We start from the raw sequence: 18,949 nt of genomic DNA on the forward strand, positions 1-18,949 counted from the left end.
TACAACCGTGATGATCGTCCGGGTGGGGGGTATCGCGACAATCGCGGTGGCGATCGTCCGTCCTACAACCGCGATGACCGTTCCGGTGGTGGCCGGCCTGCTTATCAGGGTGATCGTCCCGGTGGTGGGCGGCCTCCTTACAACCGTGATGATCGTCCGGGTGGGGGGTATCGCGACAATCGCGGTGGCGATCGTCCGTCCTACAACCGCGATGACCGTTCCGGTGGTGGCCGTCCGTCCTACAACCGTGATGACCGTCCGGGTGGCGGCGAGCGCCGTTCGTATGGTGACCGTGATCAGGCCCGTAGTCAGTATGGTCCGCGTCCTGACGGTGGTGACCGTCCTCGGTTCAACCGTGATGACCGTCCCGGTGGTGGGCGGCCTCCCTTCAACCGTGATGATCGTCCGGGTGGGGGGTATCGCGACAATCGCGGTGGCGATCGTCCGTCCTACAACCGTGATGACCGCCCCGGCGGTGGCCGCCCTCCCCATGCCCGTGATGACCGAGGCGGACGTCCTTTCGGTGACCGTGACGGTGGGTTCCGCGGGGAAGGAGAGGGTTCCCGTACCCGTTACAGCCGTCACGATCGTGACGAGGCCCCGAGCCGTGAGCGCGAGGAGCTGCCTCCGCTCGCTCCCGACATCACCCCGGAGGAACTTGACAAGGAGATTCGGGAAGAGCTGCGCTCCCTCCCGCTGGATCTCGCGGACCTGATCTCCTGCCATCTTGTGGCGGCCACGCGGGCACTCGGGGAGGACGACGCCGAGCGGGCTTACGAACACACCAAGGTCGCACGCCGTTTCGCGGCCAGGATCGGTGTGATCCGTGAGGCCGTCGGCATCGCGGCCTACCGGGCCGGGCACTTCGCCGAGGCGCTCAGTGACCTGCGTGCCGCCCGTCGTATGACGGGTTCCGACGCGTTCCTGCCGATCATGGCGGACTGTGAGCGTGGACTTGGCCGTCCCGAGCGAGCCCTGGATCTGGTCCGTTCGAAGGAGGCCGAGCGTCTTGACCGGGCAGGCAAGATCGAGCTCGCCATCGTGGAGTCGGGTGCCCGCCGGGATCTCGACCAGAAGGACGCTGCGGTCATCACCCTCCAGCGTCTGCCCGAGCTGCGTGACACGCGTCCGCACCCCTGGTCGGCCAGGCTGGCCTTCGCCTATGCCGACGCCCTGGCCGACGCCGGCCATGAGGACCCCGCCACCGAGTGGTTCGGCCGGGCGATGGCCTTCGACGAGGACGGCGAGACCGACGCGGCCGAGCGCTATGCGGAGCTGACCGGTTCGGTTATCGAGGATCTTGAGGAGGACCTCGACGACGAGGCCGGTGACGAGACAGCCGAAGCGGAGAACGGCGAGGCCCTCGAAGGGGAGGTGGCGGAGTTCAACGGTTTCGACGCCGACAACGAGTCGGACGTCAGCATTGACGATGCCGCCGACCTGGACGCGCAGATTGAGGCCGAGGACGACCTCGAAGAGTACGAGTCCCTCATCGATCACGTCTCGGAGGAGGAGGCTCCCGTCTCGGAGAAGACCGTTGGGGAAGCCGAGGAGAGTGCCCAGGGCAAGGTGGAGGAGAAGGTCGAAACCGGTGTCGGTCCGGCCTTCATTGAGCCCGACTTCGGTGATGTCCTGGACGACCCCATCGACGCGGATGAGGACGAGGACGAGGGCATGACCAAGAGCAAGAAGTAGTTCCAGGCCCGTCTCGGAAGAACGGAACCGTTCTTCCGAGACGGGCCGCCCGTTCTACGGCTGGACCCGGTCCAGCCAGTGAAGGATGCCCGCGACGTTGGACGGGGCGCCGCTGAGGAGTTCGAACTGCTCGGCGGTCGCGTCGTCGGCCCTCAGTGCCGAGTACCGCTCCCGGGTGCGCTCTCTGACCATCGCCACCGCATGATCCAGATCCATGCCCTCGGAGCGTGCCCGGCGGGTCAGGTCGACCCAGACGCGGAGCTCCTCCGCTGACCGTTCCAGGGTCTCCGCCACGTCCGTGACCGGTCCGTAGTGGCTGAACAGCAGCCGCTGCGGGCCCAGCGCCTCGAACAGGGCTATCGAATCCAACGCGGTCCGCAGGTCGAAGTCCGGCGGTGGTGTGGCGGGGCGCAGGTCACCCGTCTGCGGGAGGTAGACCCCGGCGGCGTCACCGACGTAGAGGTCACCGGTGCCCGAGTCGATCAGTCCCACGTGGTGCTTGGCGTGACCGGGGGAGTAGTGGCTGCTCAGCGTGCGCCCGTTGCCGAGGTCGACGGCTCCTGTGTCGCCGAGCGCGCGGATCCGCGAGGCGTCGGTGGGTGCCAGCTCGCCGAACAGGCTGTCCAGCCGATCACCCCAGACCATCCGGGCGCTGGCCATCAGCCGGGCGGGGTCGGCCAAGTGCCGGGCACCCTTCTCATGAACCACGATCTCCGCTTCCGGGAAGAACCCGGCGATGTCGCCGACCCCGCCCGCGTGATCCAGGTGGATGTGCGTGACGACGACGGTGGCGAGGTCACCCGGACCGACGCCGAGAGATGTCAGAGCATCGCGTACCACCGGTGCGGAGGTGGAGGTACCCGTCTCCACCAGGCACGGACGGTCTCCGAGAATCAGGTATCCCGCCGTGATGCCCGAATATCCCGCCATCCTTGTGTCGATCTCATAGACCTCTCCGCCGAGGGCGGTGATGTTGTCCACAGGCCACCTCAGAACTGGAAGCGATATCCCCAGAACGGCGTTCTGGCCATTCGGGTGTAGTCCACATCGTAAAGAGTGGTCCTCGATCGGCAGAGATCGGAGGAGGATTCGATGGATCGAAACGAGGTCGTCCTGGTGGGCCGTCTACCCGAAGCGGTGCGTGTCAGGCCGCTGCAGGGCGGGAGCGCGCTCGGCACCTGGAAGTTGATCGTCCGGAGACGGCAAGGTGGTCGCAGGATCCGGGTGGACACCATCCTGTGCGCGTCGTTCCGGCCCGAGGTCACCGTGGCCGTGGCCGAATGGCTTCCTGACGACATGGTCGAGGTGGTGGGCTCGCTCCGCCGCCGCTGGTGGGGAAGTGACGGGGCGAAGTCATCCGGCTATGAGGTCGAGGTCCATTCGGCCAGACGTCTCGGACGGCGGATCGTCACGACTCCGAGCGGTGGTGACGAGGGGGTGCCGACTTCGATCGCGCCCAGACCGGTGCGTTCACTGCTGTCCGTGGAAGGGGCCACGGTGGAGAGGGAGAGACGGCGGGCCTCCGGTTCCGAGCCGGTTCCCCGCTTCGGAAAGGGCGGGCTGGTGCCCGCTCCACGATGCGCGGAGACGCTCTCCCCAAGTTGACCTCCTCTTCCCGGCCAGAGCGGAGGAGTTTCACCCCCACGGGTTGGGGTTCCCGCTTCACCGGGTAGCGCCCCCGCTGTCCTCGCGGGTCAGGGCTTGCGATCCCCCTCGTTGGCCGTCCAGGGGCGTTTCACCTCGCCCCCGACCGTCTGGCCCTGGCCTGTTCAGCAACTCCGCATTATTTATGTCATTTGTTCGATTTGCGTGGCTTGCGTTGTTTATGTGGTCAGCCGAGGGCCAGCGTGCGCAGCACCAGCCCGGTGCGGGGCTTGGGGCCGAAGGAGGTGGACTTGCGCGGCACCCGCTCCTCCTGGGCCGCTACCGCGAGCACGTCGTCGACGTTCAGCGGGTTGAGCAGCACCGCCGTTCCCCCCGATTCCCGAGCGAGTCGTATCGCCGTCTCCGGATCATGGTGCACGATGCGCACCAACCGTTCATCATCCTGCGTTCCCCAGACCTTGGGCAGCAGAAACTCGGCCAGGACGGCGGTGTTCAGCGCGCACCACCGGGCGGACCGATCGGCGGGCATGGCGTGTGCGAGCTGATCCGGATCCGGTTCGGTGAGCAGATACGCCGCTTCTCCGTCGGAGAGCAGGTAGGCCGGCTCCGCGGCGTCCGCCAGCGCGGCCAGCCCCTCGGAGAGGTCGGCGTACTCCTGCACTTGCCAGGCCCCCTTGGCCTTGGCCAGGGCGTCTTCCAGTGCAAGCTCCGGAACGACCCGGTGGATGGCCCTCAGGTCCGGCGGGTAGGAGGTGGAGTCCACCAGGAGTGCCAGACCGAAGTCCCAGGGCCCCGGCTTCGCGGGCCCGCTTGGGACACTCATGCCGGGAGGGTTTGCGCCCGGCGAGGCGTGGTGCTCGCGCTGAAGCGCGAGATAGGTGGCGTACCGGTGGTGACCGTCGGCGATGAGGGCCTGGCGGGCGCGAAGATCGGTGTTGAGGGAGACGAGTTCTCCGGGATCGGTGATGGCCCACAGCCGATGCCGGAAGCCGTCACGGGTCTCCAGGTCGACCAGGGGAGCCCGGGAGGTGGCGATCCGGTCGACGAGACGGGTGGCGGCGCCTTCCCCGCCCTCGTAAAGCAGGAAGATGGGCTCCAGGTTGGCCTCGGTGGTGCGCATCAGGGCCAGGCGGTCGGCCACCGGGCCGGGCATCACGTCCTCGTGTGGCAGGATGACACGCCGCTCCGGAGCCGTAAGGCCCACGTCGCCGATGAGCCCGCGCTGGAGGACCCCCGGCCCGGTCTGCTCGTAGACGTAGACGGCGGGTGTCTCGTCGGCGACCAGCACGCCGGAGGAGAGCCAGGTGTTCAGGGTCTCCCGCGCCTCGGCGTACCGGTGACGGTCGGCACCGGGAAGGATCAGCCGCACCACGTTGTTGGGATGCGCGTCGAGCAGGTCCTGAACACCGGCCTCCTCGATGAGGTCGTACGGGGGGGAGGTCACCTCGGCCAGATCGTCGACCGCGAACCGTAGGCCGTGAAACGGGCGTAGCACCAGCCCGTCAGGTATCGGCAGTTCAGGATTCGCCATATAGGGCATGCTGCCATAAAGGCCTGAAACGTCCAGGGGTCGCCTCGACGGCGCGGCGGCACCCGGTCCGTCAGGGAATCGGTCAGATCTGTCGTCTGTCGATGAAGGAGGCCTCACGTATGGTCCAAGGACGTAGCGGTCCGTCTGATTCCCCCAACCCCGAGACGGGCGCTCCGGTCGGGGACGTCTACGAATGGTTTCAACGAGGGATGAAACTCCTGGGCGAGGGCAGCCCGGCGGCGGCGGCCGCCCTGCTGGAGCGCGCCGCCGGTGCCGAGCCGGAGTCGCGGAGCATCCGGGAGGCGCTCGCCCGAGCCCAGTTCAACTCCAGGCAGTACGCCGACGCCGCCGACAGCTTTCGGTGGATCATCGACGCCAACCCGACCGAGGACTACGCCTACTTCGGCCTTGGCCTCGCCCTGTGGCGGAGCGGAGACATGGAAGGAGCTCAGGAACCCCTGGCCATCGCCGCGGCCATGCGACCCGACCAGCGGCACTACGTATCGGCCTTGAAAAGTGTCCGGGCGACGTTACGCGCCCGCCGGACGTGAACTCGGATGATGAAATGGGCGAGTGAACACACAGCCGCTGATCGACCCTTATGACACCCTCTTGCTTGATCTGGATGGGGTGGTGTATCTCGGGCGTGACGCCGTACCGGGGGCTCCGGAGGCGTTGCGCCAGGCGGTGGAGCGCGGTGTGCGGCTCGCCTACGTCACCAACAACGCCTCGCGCACCCCCGGTGCGATCGCCCAGCACCTGAGCGCGCTCGGCGCGCCGGCGTCCGCCGCCGACGTGGTCACCTCGGCCCAGGCCGCCGCGCGACTGGTGGCCGAGAGGGTCGAGCCGGGTGCCGCCGTGCTTGTGGTCGGGGGGATGGGGCTGCGCAGCGCTCTGCGCGCCCACCGGCTGCGCCCGGTCAGCACCGCCATGGACGCCCCGGCCGCGGTGGTGCAGGGCATCGCCCCTCACCTCTCCTACGGCCTGCTGGCGGAGGGGGCGCTGGCCGTACGGCAGGGGGCGCTCTTCGTGGCCGCGAACGCGGACTCGACCATGCCGACCGGCCGAGGCGAGATGCCGGGCAACGGCGCGATGATCCGGGTGATCGCCACGGCGACCGGGGTGGAGCCGATCGTCGCGGGCAAGCCCGAGCCGCCGTTGCATCGCGAGGCGATGTTGCGGACCGGGGCCAGGAGGCCGCTGTTGGTCGGTGACCGGCTCGACACCGACATCGAGGGGGCGACCAACGCCGGAGTGGACAGCCTGCTCGTGCTGACCGGTGTGGCGAGCCCACTGGACCTGCTGACCGCCGCTCCCCGGCACCGGCCCACCTATGTCGCCGCCGACCTGTCGGCCCTGCACCGGCCCTACCCTCGCGTACAGCGAAACGGGGACCGCTGGGTCTGCCGGGGATGGATCGCCCGCTGGGACGGGGGGCGCCTCCGTCTCGACGGCCAAGGGGAGGCGATCGACGGGCTCCGGGCGGCCTCCGCCGCGACCTGGGAGGCGGTGGGCGGCGGGCGGGCCGACGAGGACGCGGTGAAGGCCGTCCTCGGCTCCTCCCTCCCCGGACGTGTGCTGTCCACGCGAATACCGTCCACATGAAACGGTTGATGACCGTTTGACGAGCGCCCCTCATCTCCGCGCCCCGGCACCGTCCGCGCGGCGTCGCCGACGCCCCCTTCTCCGGCGCGGCGCCACCGCCCCGCCCCCTGACAGAGCCCCCTGACAGACGCCCTCCCCCACCGGGACAGGTCACCCCGCCTTTCCCCCGGGTGACCCCGGACATGGGCGTCCGGCGGGGGCTGGTTCTCCTGGAACGTGTGAATCGGCGAACTACCGGGGGTGTCTGGATCGTTGTCATGTCAGCAAGGCCGACAGCCGCCTCGCCTCGCCTCGCCTCGGGTGGGACGGCTCGGGCGGTCAGTGGGTTCCATGTCGGGGAGTTGCCGTCCGGGGCGCGCGTATGGAGCGGTTCACAGGAGTTTACGCAGGCGCAGCAGGTCGCCGAAGCTGGCATCGATCTTGACCCGGCCGCCGAACACCGCGCGTCCCATGTCGAGCTCGCCGTTGACCAGGGAGATCAGATCGTCGCTGCCGATGGTCAGCTTCACGTCGGCGCGTCCGCCACCGGCCGGGGGCAGGTCCTCGAAGGGGCCGAGCCCACCGTGGTGGATCCGGCCGTAGAAGGTGACGTGGAGGTCGCTGATGTGACAGCTGATGCTGCGCTCGACCACGTGCCTGGCGCGGCTCTCCTGGTCAAGCTCGTCGAACTGCTCGCCGAGTTTAAGCAGTGCCGCCCGGCACTCGTCGACGCTCGCCATTGTTTGGCGCTCCCTTCTGTTAGGACCGGTCCGAACCCCTCGCACCTACGGACGGTAGCGTTCCACACCAACCCGGCATGTGATCCGGTCGTGGTGACGTCGGTGAAGGGGCTTCTGGCATGGTCTCCGAGGCATTGCGAGGATATGGATGCAGAGCTGTCGGCCTTGCTGACATGACAACGATCCAGACACCCCCGGTAGTTCGCCGATTCACACGTTCCAGGAGAACCAGCCCCCGCCGGACGCCCATGTCCGGGGTCACCCGGGGGGAAAGGCGGGGTGACCTGTCCCGGGGGTGACCTGTCCCGGTGGAGGCAGAGCCTGTCCCGCCGGGGGTGCGCGACGGGCTCTCCGTCGGAGCCGCGCCCGGGTGGACGCCGGTCGCCCGGAGGTTGGGCGCCGGTCCGGGGAGCGGGGAAGAGCCGCAGGGGGCACAGCACGATGACTGGGGCCGCGCCGGCTACCAGCCCGCAGACGGGCGTCGGCGGTCCGGGGCCGGACGGTGGTCAGGGGCGCTCTAGGGGATGAGGACCAGACGGCGGCCGGAAGAGTGCGGGGGCCGGGCTGTGGGCCACAGGGGGGCGTGGGGGCCGGGCGGCGGTCCACAGGGTGGCGGGGGGATGCCGGGGCGACGACCGCCACGGCTTCCGATACCGTCGACACGTCAACGGGGTCAACGGGAGGGACGGCTCGCGTGGCGTGCACCCGGATGATCATCGAATCGGCCCAGAGCACCTCCGGAGGGGGCGCATGACGGACCTGCCGGAAGATGTCGGCGAGGAGCGGGTGGACACCGCGCTGGGAGGGCTCATCCGTCTCGGTACGGTGCCCGTCTCGGCGCATGTGCACGTGTTCGAGGAGGTGTTCACCGGGCTGGAGCAGGCGCTCGCCTCGATGGACGGCACCCCGGACCGGCATCGGTGAGCCGGCGGACGCGCCTCGACAGCGAGCTGGTGCGGCGGGGGCTGGCCCGCTCGCGGGAGCAGGCGGCCCAGCTCATCGAGGCCGGTCGGGTCACCATCGGCGGCCAGACGGCGGCCAAGCCCGCGACCCAGGTGGAGACCGCCTCGGCGATCGTGGTCGCCGAGGCGGACGAGGGGCCCGACTACGTCTCGCGTGGGGCGCACAAGCTGCTCGGCGCGCTGGAGGCCTTCGGGCCCCGGGGGCTGACCGTCGCCGGGCGTCGCTGCCTGGACGCCGGGGCCTCGACCGGGGGTTTCACCGATGTGCTGCTGCGCAACGGCGCTGCGCACGTGCTGGCCGTGGACGTCGGGTACGGCCAGCTCGCCTGGTCCCTGCGGACCGACGAGCGGGTCACCGTCATGGAGCGGGTCAACGTCAGGGATCTGACACCCGACGCGGTGGGGCGGGCCCCCACGCTGGTGGTCGGCGACCTGTCGTTCATCTCGCTCCGTCTGGTGCTGCCCGCGCTGGTCGCCTGCGCCGCCGAGCGGGCGGATTTCGCGATGCTGGTCAAGCCCCAGTTCGAGGTCGGCAGGGAACGGGTCGGCGCGGGCGGGGTCGTCAGGGATCCCGAGCTGCGGGCTCGGGCCGTACAGGACGTCGCCGAGGCCGCGCTGAGGCTCGGCCTGACCGTGCGGGGCGTCACCGCGAGTCCGCTGCCGGGCCCGGCGGGCAATGTCGAGTACGTCATCTGGCTGGGCAAGGGCGAGGGTCCGCCGGCGGTCGAGGATCTCACGGCTGAGATCGGGCGCGCGGTGGCGGAAGGTCCCCGGTAGTGCCCGCTCCGCGAAAGAGTGGAAATTGACCTCCTCGCCGGGCCCAAAGCCCGGCGTCTCCATGCTCAAGGAGTTTCGATGACTGCCGAGCGCATCGTGCTGGTCACCGTGCACACCGGGCGGGGGGCGGCCATCGACAGCGCCCGGCTGGTGATCGGCCGCCTGGTGGACGCCGGTCTGACGGTGCGCGTCCTCAGCGCCGAGGCGGAGTCGATCGAGTGTACGGGCGCCGAGGTGATGCCCGCGGGCGCGGCGGCGGTGCAGGATGCAGAGATGATGATCGTGCTGGGCGGTGACGGCAGCCTGCTGCGGGCCGCCGAGCTGGCCCGGCCGGCCGGGGTGCCGCTGCTCGGTGTCAACCTCGGGCACGTCGGCTTTCTGGCCGAGGCCGAGGTGGAGAATCTGGCGGACGCGGTGGACTGCGTGGTGCGGGGCCGCTACGACGTGGAGGAGCGGATGACCGTCGAGGTCACCGCCCGTCTCAACGGCCAGTTGCTGGCCGACACCTGGGCGCTCAACGAGGCCACGGTGGAGAAGCGCGAGCGGATGCTTGAGGTGGTCGCCGAGATCGACGGGCGCCCGCTGTCACGCTGGGGGTGCGACGGGGTCATCTGCGCCACACCGACGGGCTCCACCGCCTACGCGTTCTCGGCCGGCGGCCCCGTGGTCTGGCCGGAGGTGGAGGCGATGCTGCTGGTGCCGATCAGCGCCCACGCGCTGTTCGCCCGGCCGCTGGTGGTCTCCCCCCGCTCCACGCTGGCGCTGGAGATTCAGCCGGCGACGGCCGGAGCCGTGCTGTGGTGCGACGGCCGTCGCAGGTTCGACCTGCCCGCCGGGACGCGGGTCGAGGTCCGCCGGGCCGAGATGCCGGTACGGCTGGCCCGGCTGCACGGTGTGGAGGACACCGGAGCGCCGTTCACCGACCGGCTGGTCGCCAAGTTCGATCTTCCTGTCCAGGGGTGGCGTGGCCGGGTGCGACCGTAGCTCGTCCGGGCGATCGTGGTCCCGAGCGCGTAGGATCGTGCCCGCGCACCGCACTGATGTTCGGTGAATTCGATGTGACGGGAGGGACCAGTGCGACCCAGGGTCGAGGAGGTCCGTATCCGAGGGCTCGGTGTGATCGACGAGGCCGTCCTGGCCCTCTCGCCGGGGTTCACCGTGCTCACGGGCGAAACCGGTGCGGGTAAGACCATGGTGGTGACCGGTCTGGGCCTGCTCTTCGGCGGCCGGGCGGATCCGGCCCGCGTCCGCCCGGGGGCGGACAAGGCCACCGTGGAGGGCACGCTCGTGGTCGACCCGGCGGGCCGGGTGGCCCAGCAGGTGCGGGACGTGGGAGGTGAGGTCGAGGGCGCCGAGCTGATCATCTCGCGGACCGTCTCCGCCGAGGGCCGCAGCCGTGCCTGGCTGGGCGGGCGCACCGTCCCCGTGGGCACCCTCACCTACCTGGCCGAGGACCTGGTGGCCGTACACGGCCAGATGGATCAGCAGCGGCTGCTTCAGCCCGGGCGCCAGCGCGCCGCCCTCGACCGCTACGCGGGTGAGGACCTTCTCAAGCCGTTGCGCGCCTACGAGCTGACCTACAAACGGCACAGGCAGGTCGCCGACCAGCTGGCCGAGCTCACGGCCCGGGCTCGGGAGCGCGCCCAGGAGGCCGACCTGCTGCGGTTCGGGCTGAATGAGGTGGAGCGGGCCGACCCCAGGCAGGGGGAGGAGGCCGCGCTGCGCGAGGAGGAGGAGAGGCTCTCCCACGCCGACTCCCTGCGGAACGCCGCGGAGGCCGCGCACCGGGCACTGCTGGGCGATCCGATGTCCGGCGAGCAGGAGATGCAGGACGCCATCGCGCTGGTCGGCCGGGCGCGCACCGCCGTGGAGGCGGTGCGTGACTTCGACCCGGTGCTGGCCGGGATCGCCGACCGGCTCGCCGAGGCCGGGTATCTCATCGCCGACGTGGCCACCGAGCTGGCCTCCTACGCCGAGTCGGTCGAGGCCGACCCGGTCCGGCTCGCGGTCGTGCAGGAGCGCCAGGCCGTGCTCACCCACCTCATCCGCAAGTACGGCCAGGACACCGGTGTGGTGCTCGCCTGGGCCGCGCAGGCCGCGCGCCGTGTCGCCGAGCTCGAAGGTGACGACGAGCGGATCGGCGGGCTCTTTCGTGAGCACGAGGAGCTCACCGTCCGCCTCACCGAGCTGGCCGCCGAGCTGACCCGGGTCCGCGCCGTCGCGGCCGAGCGGTTCGGGCAGGCCGTCACCGAGGAGCTCACCGTGCTGGCCATGCCGCACGCCAGGGTGGTGGTCACCCTGGCCGCCGCCGGTGACTTCGGCCCCCACGGGGTCGACGAGGTCGAGCTGCGCATGTCCCCGCACCCGGCCTCGCCTCCGCTGCCGCTGAACAAGGGTGCCTCCGGCGGTGAGCTGAGCCGGGTCATGCTGGCCATCGAGGTGGTGTTCGCCGGTGCCGACCCGGTTCCCACGTTCGTGTTCGACGAGGTCGACGCGGGGGTGGGCGGCAAGGCGGCGGTGGAGATCGGGCGGAGGCTGGCGCGGCTGGCCCGCACCGCCCAGGTGATAGTCGTCACCCACCTGCCGCAGGTGGCGGCCTTCGCCGACCAGCACCTGGTCGTGGAGAAGGCCGGTGACGGCAGCGTGGTGCGCAGCGGCGTCGTCGCGCTCGACAAGGACGGCCGGGCGCGTGAGCTCTCCCGTATGCTCGCTGGATTGGAGGACTCCGAGCTGGGCCGGGCGCACGCGGAGGAGCTGCTGGTGATCGCCGCCGCCGACAAGGCGTGAGTCACCGCCGGCAGGGCGGAAGAAGGAATACCAGGGGGCGTTTTGGATAGCTCGGGGGAGCGGGGCTACGTGGGCATCTCCAGTGACGAATCTGACACGCCGTCGGCCGCATGGCTCCGGTGGTCTTTCCCTCTGGCAGGATGGTCGTGATGAAGGTGCCGACTGACGGGCTTCAGCGCAAGCTCAACGGTTACCTCCGCCGCAGGAAGGTCACGGACCTTCCCGGGGTAACGGCAGTGGCGAGAATCGATCGGCGGACCAAGAGGCTGACCAAGCGCCTCAGGGCCGGGGAAATCGCGATTATCGATCACGTCGACGTTGACCGGGTGAGCGCGGAGGCGCTTGTCGCGTGTGACGCGGCGGGCGTGGTCAACATCGCCTCGGGCATCAGCGGCCGCTACCCCAACCTGGGCCCGCAGATCCTCGTCGAGGCCGGGGTCGTGTTCGTCGACAACGCCACCACCGAGCTGTTCGATCGGATCAAGGACGGCGACCTGGTCAGGCTGCACGAGGGGGTCGTCTACCTTGAGGAGGAGGTGGTCGGCAAGGGCGACATGCAGACGGTGGAGTCCGTCGATGCCGCGATGGTCGAGGCGCGGGCCGGGCTGACCGTCCAGATCGAGGCGTTCGCGGCGAACACCATGGAGTACGTCCGGCGCGAGCGTGACCTGCTCATCGACGGGGTCGGTGTGCCGGACATCCGGACCGTCATGGATGGGCGGCACGTCCTCATCGTGGTGCGGGGCTACCACTACAAGGAGGACATCGCGGCCCTGCGCCCCTATATCCGCGAGTACCGCCCCATCATGATCGGGGTGGACGGCGGCGCGGACGCCCTCATGGAGGCCGGTTACCTGCCCGACGTCATCGTGGGGGACTTCGACTCGGTGTCCGCCAAGGCCCTTACCTGCGGGGCCGAGCTGGTCGTGCACGCCTACCGGGACGGCAGGGCGCCGGGCCTGGAGCGGGTCCAGCAGCTCGGCCACGACGCCGTGCTCTTCCCCGCGATCGGCACCAGCGAGGACATCGCCATGCTGCTCGCCGACGACAAGGGCGCCGACCTGATCGTCGCCGTCGGCACCCACGCGACGCTGGTGGAGTTCCTCGACAAGGGGCGCTCGGGCATGGCCAGCACCTTCCTCACCCGCCTGCGGGTGGGCGGCAAACTCATCGACGCCAAGGGCGTCAGCCGGCTCTACCGCAGCCGGATCTCAACCCCGTCCCTGCTCCTGCTCGTCGCCACCACGTTGATCACCATGGGCCTGGCCGTCATCGTCTCCCCGGTCGGCAAGATCTGGCTGGACAGCGTCCGCGACGTCTGGAACGGCTTCATCTTCTGGTTGGTCGGACTCTTCTCGTGATTGATTTCCGCTATCACCTCGTCTCCATCGTCGCGATCTTCCTCGCGCTGTCGGTGGGCATCGTGCTCGGCACCACCCTGCTGAAGGAGCCCGCCATCGACACGGCGGAGAGCCTCGCCAACCAGCTCCGGGTGGGCAACACCGAGCTTCGCGCCGAGCTGAAGGCGGTGCAGAGCCGGCAGGCGGCCAACGACCTCTTCGTCGTGGCCGACACCCCCAGGCTGGTGCGGGACGCGCTCGCGGGTGAGCGTGTCGTCATCGTGGAGGCCCCCGGCAGCGCGGCGGGCACGCGTGAGCTGGTGCAGAAGGTGATCACCGAGGCGGGGGCGACCGTGAGCGGCAGGGTCACCCTGACCGACAAGTACGCCGACGCCGCCCAGTCGGCCTTCGTCGACAAGCTGGCCACCGACGCCAAACCGGTCGACCTGGTCTTCGCCGCCGAGGACACGCCCTACGACAAGGCGGCCGCGGTGCTCTCCGGCGCGATCGTGACCTCCGACGCCGCGCAGGTGGGCAAGTCGAGCCAGGTGGCGGCCTCGACCCTGGAGACCTTCCAGCGGGCCGGCCTGGTGACCTTCACCGAGCAGCCCGCCAAGCGCGCCGACCTGGCAGTGCTGATCGCCCCGGCCGAGCCGTACACCGGGGACGGCGCCACCCAGCAGGCTGCCACGATCGTCTCGATGGCGGTGGGGCTGGACGAGGCGGGACGGGGAGCCGTGCTGACCGGCTCGCTGACCGGCGGCGGGGCCGGCGGGGTCATCGCCGCGCTCCGCGACGACGCCGCCGCCGCCGAGAAGGTCTCCACCGTCGACAACGCTGATATGCCCATGGGCAGGGTCGTGGTGGTCTACGCTCTGCGGGAGCAACTGTCCGGGGCCGCCGGCCAGTACGGCATAGGTTCCGGTGTCTCGGGCGTCGAGCCCAGCGCGCCACCCACCCCCACGGCCACCTCCGGAGGATGATCCCCATGGCTCGTCGCGCTCTTCTCGGCGCCCTCGCCGGCGTCCTGCTCGGCGCGGTGGCCGCCCGCGCCGCCTACGCGGCCTTCACGCGCAGGCCGCCGGTCGGAGACGTGGAGACCTGGAGCAGGACCAACCACCGGGGTGAGCCGATCACTCTCCTTGAGGGGCCGGCGTTCGTCGCGGGGGCCGCCGCGGCCGCGGCCGCGGTGCCCGGACTGCCCGCCGGGGTCCGCGCGGCCGCGGTGCTGGCCGTGGCCGGCGGCGGCGGGCTCGGCGCCTACGACGACCTGTACGGCGCCACGGCCTCCAAGGGGTTCAGGGGGCACCTGAGCGCCCTGGCCAAGGGAGAGGTCACCAGCGGCGCGGTGAAGCTTCTCGGCATCGGTGCGACCGGGCTGGCCGCGGCGGCCCTGACCACCCGCCGTCCCGCCGACATCGTGGTCAACGGCGCGTTGGTGGCCGGTGGGGCCAACCTGGCCAACCTTTTCGACCTGCGTCCCGGCCGGGCCGTCAAGGTCGGCCTGCTCGCCGCCGCGCCCCTGCTCGCGGCCGGGCTCCTCCGGGGCGATCCGGTCCAGGCGACCCTGGCCGCGCTCCCTGTCGGCGCCGCGGTGGCGCTGCTGCCCGAAGACCTCGGCGAGCGGGCGATGCTGGGCGACGCGGGGGCGAACGCGCTCGGCGCCCTGGTCGGGCTGGCCGCGGCCGTCACCCTCGGCCGTCCAGGGCGTGTGGCCGTGCTCGGCACCGTGGTCGCGCTGACCGCGGCCTCGGAGAGGATCAGCTTCACCAAGGTCATCGCCGGTAACCCGGTGCTCGACCGCATCGACATGCTCGGCCGCCGTCCCGTGGAGCAGGCACCCGCGGGCCGATGATCAGAAAGATCGGGCAGGGGGTCGCGGGCGCGGCTCTGCTCATCGGGGTCGTGACGGTGTTCGCCCGGATCGTCGGATTCGGCCGTTATGTCGTTCAGTCGCAGACCGTCGGCAACTTCTGCCTGAGCACCGCCTACAACACCGCCAACTACGTGCCCAACATCATCTTCGAGCTGGTGGCGGGTGGCGCGCTGGCCGGGACCGTGGTGCCGGTGCTGGCCTCGGCGGCGTCCAGGTCCGGCACGGATCCCGAGGCCAGGGCCGAGGTCGGCCGGACCACGTCGGCGCTGCTGACCTGGGTCCTGCTGATCCTGGTGCCGTTCACCCTGCTCATCGCCGTATTCGCCGGGCCGATCGTCACGCTGCTGGTCGGCGATGTCGGCGCCGCCGACTGCGAGGTGACGGAGGTCGTCCGGGCCGGCACCGGCATGCTCGTCGTCTTCGCCCCCCGCATGATCTTCTTCGGGCTCGCCGTGATCCTGTACGGCGTGCTTCAGGCACACCGGCGTTTCCTGGGACCCGCCCTGGCCCCGCTGGTCTCCAGCCTGTTCATCGTCGGCTCCTACCTGGTCTTCAAGCGGGTCGGCGGTGGAGCCGCACGCGACCTGGGAGATCTTGACACCGCGGCACAGCTGACGCTCTCCCTCGGCGCGACGATCGCCGCCGCGGCGATGGTCCTCACGGTGGCGGGCCCCATGGCCGGGCTCGGGATCAGGCTCCGGCCCTCGCTGTCCTTCCCCCCCGGGGTCGCGGTCCGCGCCCGGCGGCTCGCCACCGCCGGCATCGCCGTGCTCGTCGCGCAGCAGATCACACTGATCATGGTGGTCCGGCTGGCCAACGACCTGGGCGGGGCGGGCGCGACCGGTGTCTACACCTACGCCTGGGCGCTGTACCAGCTTCCGTTCGCGGTGCTGGTGGTGCCGATCGCCACCAGTTCGTTCCCGGTGCTGTCCACCCGGGCCGGCGACGGGGACCTGGCCGGGTTCGACGATCTCACCTCTGTCACCACCCGGGTGATCCTGCTGGTGACGGGGCTCGCGGCCGGGGTCATGGCGGCGGTCGCGGTGCCCGTCTCCCGGGTGTTCGTGGAGGGCACGCCCGGTGGGGACCCGGCGGAGATGGCGGGGGCCGTCGTGTTCTTCGCGCCCGGCCTGGTGGGGTACGCGCTGATGTTCCACCTCGCCCGCGTCCTGTACGCCTGCGGCCGGGGCAGGTCGGCCGCGATCGCCTCGGTCGCGGGCTGGGTGGTCGCGCTGCTGGCCCAGGTCGTGCTGGCCCGTGCCACCGGTGACCGGCCGGCCGTGGTGGGGCGGCTGGCGCTGGGCAGTACGGTCGGCATGACCCTGGGCGGGGTGCTGCTGGTGCTCGCGGTGCTGCGGGCCAGGGGCGCGGCGGCGCTGGCCGGGGCGTGGCGTGGCCTGCTCGCCGCGGTGGCCGGTGGCCTGGCGGCCTACGCGGCCGGCCTGGCCGTCGCCACGGCCTTTGACGACGTGTCCAAGTGGATGTGCGTGGTGGTCGGGCTGGGAGCGGCGCTGGCCGGTTCGGTGGCGTTCGCGGCCGTGGCCGCGCTGATCGACGGACCGGACGTCCGGATGCTGCTGGTGCGGGTCGGGCGGGTGTCCGGTTCAGAGGGGAGTCGTACCGATGACTGATCCGGGAGCGCGGGTGGCGCTGGTGCTGGGGACCAGCGCGGGCGGGGTCGGGCGGCACGTGGCCATGCTGGCCGCCGGTCTGGTGCGCCGGGGCCACCCGGTGGTGGTGGCCGGGCCGCCGGCCACCGAGGAGACGTTCGCGTTCGGCAGGCTCGGGGCGAGGTTCGTGCCGGTGCCCGTCTCGGACCGGCCCCGCCCGCTGAGCGACCTGCGGGCGGTGCGGACGCTGCGGGCCCTGCGCGGGGCCCACGTCGTGCACGCGCACGGGCTACGGGCCGGAGCGCTGGCCGCGCTCGCCCTGACCGGCACCGGGACCGGCCTCGTGGTCACCCTGCACAACGCGGCCACCGCGGGCGGAGTCGTGGGCGCGGTCCACGGTGTCCTCGAACGGATCGTCGCCCGCCGCGCCGACCGGATCCTGGTGGTCTCGCCGGATCTGGGGGAGCGGATGACCGGGCTGGGGGCCGGGCACGTCGAGGCCGCCGTGGTCCCGGCGCCGCCCCTGCCCGCCCCGGCACGCGGCCCGGGGCGGGTCCGGGCGGACCTCGGCACGGGGGAGCGGCCCGTCCTGCTGACCGTCGCCAGGCTCGCCCAGCAGAAGGGGCTGGAGACCCTCCTCGACGTGGCGGCGGCTCTCGGCTCCGGCCGGGACTCCGGGGAGGGGGGCGGGCGGTCCGGGCGCCGGGCGGTGTTCCTGATCGCGGGGGACGGGCCCCTCCGCGGGGAGCTGCAGCGGCGAGTCGACCGGGAGAACCTGCCGGTGCGGCTGCTCGGGAACCGGGACGACGTGGCGGATCTGCTCGGTGTGGCCAGGGCCCTGCTGGTGCCCAGCCGCTGGGAGGGGCAGCCGCTGAACGTGCAGGAGGCGCTGCGGGCGGGCACGCCGGTGATCGCCACCGCGGTGGGCGGCATCCCGCCGATGGTGGGCGAGGCGGGGTTGCTGGTGCCGTACGGGGACGTCGCCGCGATGCGTGCCGCGGTCGAAAGGGTGCTCGCCGACGACGGTCTCGCGGGGGCTCTGGGGGAGGCGTCCGCCCGTCGGGGCCGGGAGCTGCCCGGCGAGGAACAGGCGCTGGAGGCGGTGCTGGCGATTTACGCAGACCTACCCAAAACGCGCTGACCATGGGGAACGTGGGGACGGCCGGGATCACCGGCGCGTACCTGCCCCCCGAATTAGGTGTTACCAGGCCACAGATCTATACTTGCTTGGTTAGGGAGGGGAGTATCCCTTCGTGACAGTCCCGTCATCACGGTGTTGCCTCACTCCACGAGGCCCCCGGGGCTGTCGGTCCGCGTAGACTTCATGTGGGCGGGAGAGACCTCCGGCAGTCAGTCGCGCGCGCCGGAGGTTTTGCTGTGATTATTCCTGTTTGGGCTTGGGCCGCCGTGATCGGCGGCCTTCTCGTCGTCCTCGCCTTCGACCTGTGGATCGTTGACCGGGGCGAGCCCCGGGAGTTCTCCACACGGCAGGCCGGGTTCTGGGTCGGTTTCTACGTGTCGCTCGCGGTGATCTTCGGCGTGGTGCTGTGGATCTTCGCGGGGCCGACCCCGGCGGGACAGTTCCTCGCCGGTTACCTCACCGAGTACAGCCTGAGCGTCGACAACCTTTTCGTCTTCTACATCATCATGAGCCGCTTCGCGGTGCCGAAGATCCACCAGCACAAGGTCCTGCTGATCGGGGTTCTGATGGCCCTGGTCATGCGAGGCATCTTCATCGCCGTCGGCGCCGCCGCGCTGTCGAGCTTCAGCTGGCTGTTCTACGTCTTCGGTCTCTTCCTCATCTACACCTCGGTGCAGCTGATCCGCCAGCACGGCCAGGACGAGGACGATTTCAACGAGAACGCCCTGCTGCGCTGGGCGCGCCGGGTGCTGCCGCACACCGACGACTACGTGGGCTCCAAGGTGGTCGTCAAGGTCGACGGCAGGCGCATGGTCACCCCCTTGCTGATCGTGATGCTCGCCATCGGCACCACCGATCTCCTCTTCGCGCTGGACTCGATTCCGGCGATCTTCGGTCTCACCACCGACCCCTTCATCGTCTTCACCGCCAACGCGTTCGCCCTGATGGGTCTGCGTCAGCTCTACTTCCTGCTGGGCGATCTGCTGCAGCGGCTGGCCTACCTCAGCTACGGGCTCGCGTTCATCCTCGCCTTCATCGGGGTTAAGCTGATTCTTGAGGCGCTGCACTCCAGTGGCGTGTCCTGGGCGCCGGAGGTGCCCATCTGGCTGTCGCTGTCGGTTATCGGCGTCACCATGGTGATCACCACTGGGGCCAGCCTGATCAAGGCCCGGCGGGACGGACGCGTAAGCAAGCAAATCAGTACCTCCGCGAATGCCAAGCAGGGCTAGCGGATTGGTATGGGACGCGCTTTGCTTGTCTCGTTGCGCCGTATAAGGGCTAAGAGATGGGTAGCATCCTGC

18 protein-coding genes are annotated in these 18,949 nt (G+C 70.6%); 14 read left to right on the forward strand and 4 right to left on the reverse strand.

From position 1 onward, the window contains the following. Nucleotides 1-726: hypothetical protein (locus ABZ194_RS14935; protein WP_355596303.1), on the reverse strand; the 726-nt coding region annotated here is incomplete at its 3' end. A 3-nt stretch (nt 727-729) separates the two neighbouring features. Here ABZ194_RS14935 and ABZ194_RS14940 point away from each other — a divergent pair. Next, nucleotides 730-1,695, forward strand: coding sequence for a hypothetical protein (locus ABZ194_RS14940; protein WP_355596305.1), 966 nt, complete (start codon nt 730-732; stop codon nt 1,693-1,695). Nucleotides 1,696-1,749: 54 nt separating this feature from the next. On the opposite strand, the gene ABZ194_RS14945 is transcribed toward ABZ194_RS14940, so the two are convergent. After that, on the reverse strand, nt 1,750-2,676 hold the full coding sequence (locus ABZ194_RS14945; RefSeq protein WP_355596307.1) for an MBL fold metallo-hydrolase: 927 nt from the start codon (nt 2,674-2,676) through the stop codon (nt 1,750-1,752). A 111-nt stretch (nt 2,677-2,787) separates the two neighbouring features. Between ABZ194_RS14945 and ABZ194_RS14950 the strand changes: the two genes are divergently transcribed. Then, entirely contained in the window at nt 2,788-3,300 is a 513-nt protein-coding gene (locus ABZ194_RS14950) for a hypothetical protein (protein WP_355596309.1), read from the forward strand. A 226-nt stretch (nt 3,301-3,526) separates the two neighbouring features. Here the strand turns inward: ABZ194_RS14950 and ABZ194_RS14955 are convergent, their stop codons facing one another. Beyond that, nucleotides 3,527-4,831: a DUF1015 domain-containing protein gene (locus tag ABZ194_RS14955; protein ID WP_355596311.1), complete on the reverse strand. Its 1,305-nt coding sequence runs from the start codon at nt 4,829-4,831 to the stop codon at nt 3,527-3,529. Nucleotides 4,832-5,040: 209 nt separating this feature from the next. On the opposite strand from ABZ194_RS14955, the gene ABZ194_RS14960 reads away from it, so the two are divergent. Both ABZ194_RS14960 and ABZ194_RS14965 read left to right on the forward strand, forming a co-directional pair. Then, nucleotides 5,041-5,382: a tetratricopeptide repeat protein gene (locus tag ABZ194_RS14960; protein ID WP_355596313.1), complete on the forward strand. Its 342-nt coding sequence runs from the start codon at nt 5,041-5,043 to the stop codon at nt 5,380-5,382. 61 nt (nt 5,383-5,443) lie between these two features. Next, entirely contained in the window at nt 5,444-6,436 is a 993-nt protein-coding gene (locus ABZ194_RS14965; RefSeq protein ID WP_355596315.1) for an HAD-IIA family hydrolase, read from the forward strand. Nucleotides 6,437-6,807: 371 nt separating this feature from the next. Here the strand turns inward: ABZ194_RS14965 and ABZ194_RS14970 are convergent, their stop codons facing one another. Further along, nucleotides 6,808-7,155, reverse strand: a complete 348-nt coding sequence (locus ABZ194_RS14970) for an SCP2 sterol-binding domain-containing protein (protein ID WP_355596317.1) — start codon at nt 7,153-7,155, stop codon at nt 6,808-6,810. A 750-nt stretch (nt 7,156-7,905) separates the two neighbouring features. Here ABZ194_RS14970 and ABZ194_RS14975 point away from each other — a divergent pair. The 10 genes from ABZ194_RS14975 to ABZ194_RS15020 all read left to right on the forward strand — a co-directional run bounded on the left by ABZ194_RS14975 (nt 7,906) and on the right by ABZ194_RS15020 (nt 18,877). Beyond that, nucleotides 7,906-8,079, forward strand: coding sequence for a hypothetical protein (locus ABZ194_RS14975; protein WP_355596319.1), 174 nt, complete (start codon nt 7,906-7,908; stop codon nt 8,077-8,079). Then, nucleotides 8,076-8,894 carry a TlyA family RNA methyltransferase gene (locus tag ABZ194_RS14980; RefSeq protein ID WP_355596321.1) on the forward strand — a complete coding sequence of 273 codons (819 nt, stop codon included), beginning with the start codon at nt 8,076-8,078 and terminating at the stop codon, nt 8,892-8,894. The genes ABZ194_RS14975 and ABZ194_RS14980 overlap by 4 nt, the downstream gene beginning before the upstream one ends. 78 nt (nt 8,895-8,972) lie before the next feature. Then, nucleotides 8,973-9,878: an NAD kinase gene (locus ABZ194_RS14985; protein ID WP_355596323.1), complete on the forward strand. Its 906-nt coding sequence runs from the start codon at nt 8,973-8,975 to the stop codon at nt 9,876-9,878. Between the two features lie 90 nt (nt 9,879-9,968). Next, nucleotides 9,969-11,681 carry a DNA repair protein RecN gene (gene recN / locus ABZ194_RS14990; protein WP_355596325.1) on the forward strand — a complete coding sequence of 571 codons (1,713 nt, stop codon included), beginning with the start codon at nt 9,969-9,971 and terminating at the stop codon, nt 11,679-11,681. 149 nt (nt 11,682-11,830) lie between these two features. After that, nucleotides 11,831-13,042 (forward strand): putative cytokinetic ring protein SteA, encoded by a 1,212-nt coding sequence (gene steA / locus ABZ194_RS14995; RefSeq protein ID WP_355596328.1) that lies wholly within the window; start codon nt 11,831-11,833, stop codon nt 13,040-13,042. Then, nucleotides 13,039-14,004, forward strand: a complete 966-nt coding sequence (locus ABZ194_RS15000) for a copper transporter (protein WP_355596330.1) — start codon at nt 13,039-13,041, stop codon at nt 14,002-14,004. Before steA ends, ABZ194_RS15000 begins: the two co-directional genes overlap by 4 nt. A 5-nt stretch (nt 14,005-14,009) precedes the next feature. Beyond that, nucleotides 14,010-14,876, forward strand: coding sequence for a hypothetical protein (locus tag ABZ194_RS15005; protein ID WP_355596332.1), 867 nt, complete (start codon nt 14,010-14,012; stop codon nt 14,874-14,876). Beyond that, the gene (locus tag ABZ194_RS15010; protein ID WP_355596334.1) at nt 14,873-16,528 is read left to right on the forward strand and encodes a lipid II flippase MurJ; all 1,656 of its coding nucleotides are present in this window, start codon (nt 14,873-14,875) and stop codon (nt 16,526-16,528) included. The genes ABZ194_RS15005 and ABZ194_RS15010 overlap by 4 nt, the downstream gene beginning before the upstream one ends. Further along, entirely contained in the window at nt 16,521-17,648 is a 1,128-nt protein-coding gene (locus ABZ194_RS15015) for a glycosyltransferase family 4 protein (RefSeq protein ID WP_355596336.1), read from the forward strand. Before ABZ194_RS15010 ends, ABZ194_RS15015 begins: the two co-directional genes overlap by 8 nt. Before the next feature lie 236 nt (nt 17,649-17,884). Continuing rightward, nucleotides 17,885-18,877 (forward strand): TerC family protein, encoded by a 993-nt coding sequence (locus ABZ194_RS15020; RefSeq protein ID WP_355596338.1) that lies wholly within the window; start codon nt 17,885-17,887, stop codon nt 18,875-18,877. Nucleotides 18,878-18,949 lie beyond the last annotated feature (72 nt).

It is taken from the genome of Streptosporangium sp. NPDC006007 (assembly GCF_040614315.1).
GTDB lineage: Bacteria > Actinomycetota > Actinomycetes > Streptosporangiales > Streptosporangiaceae > Streptosporangium.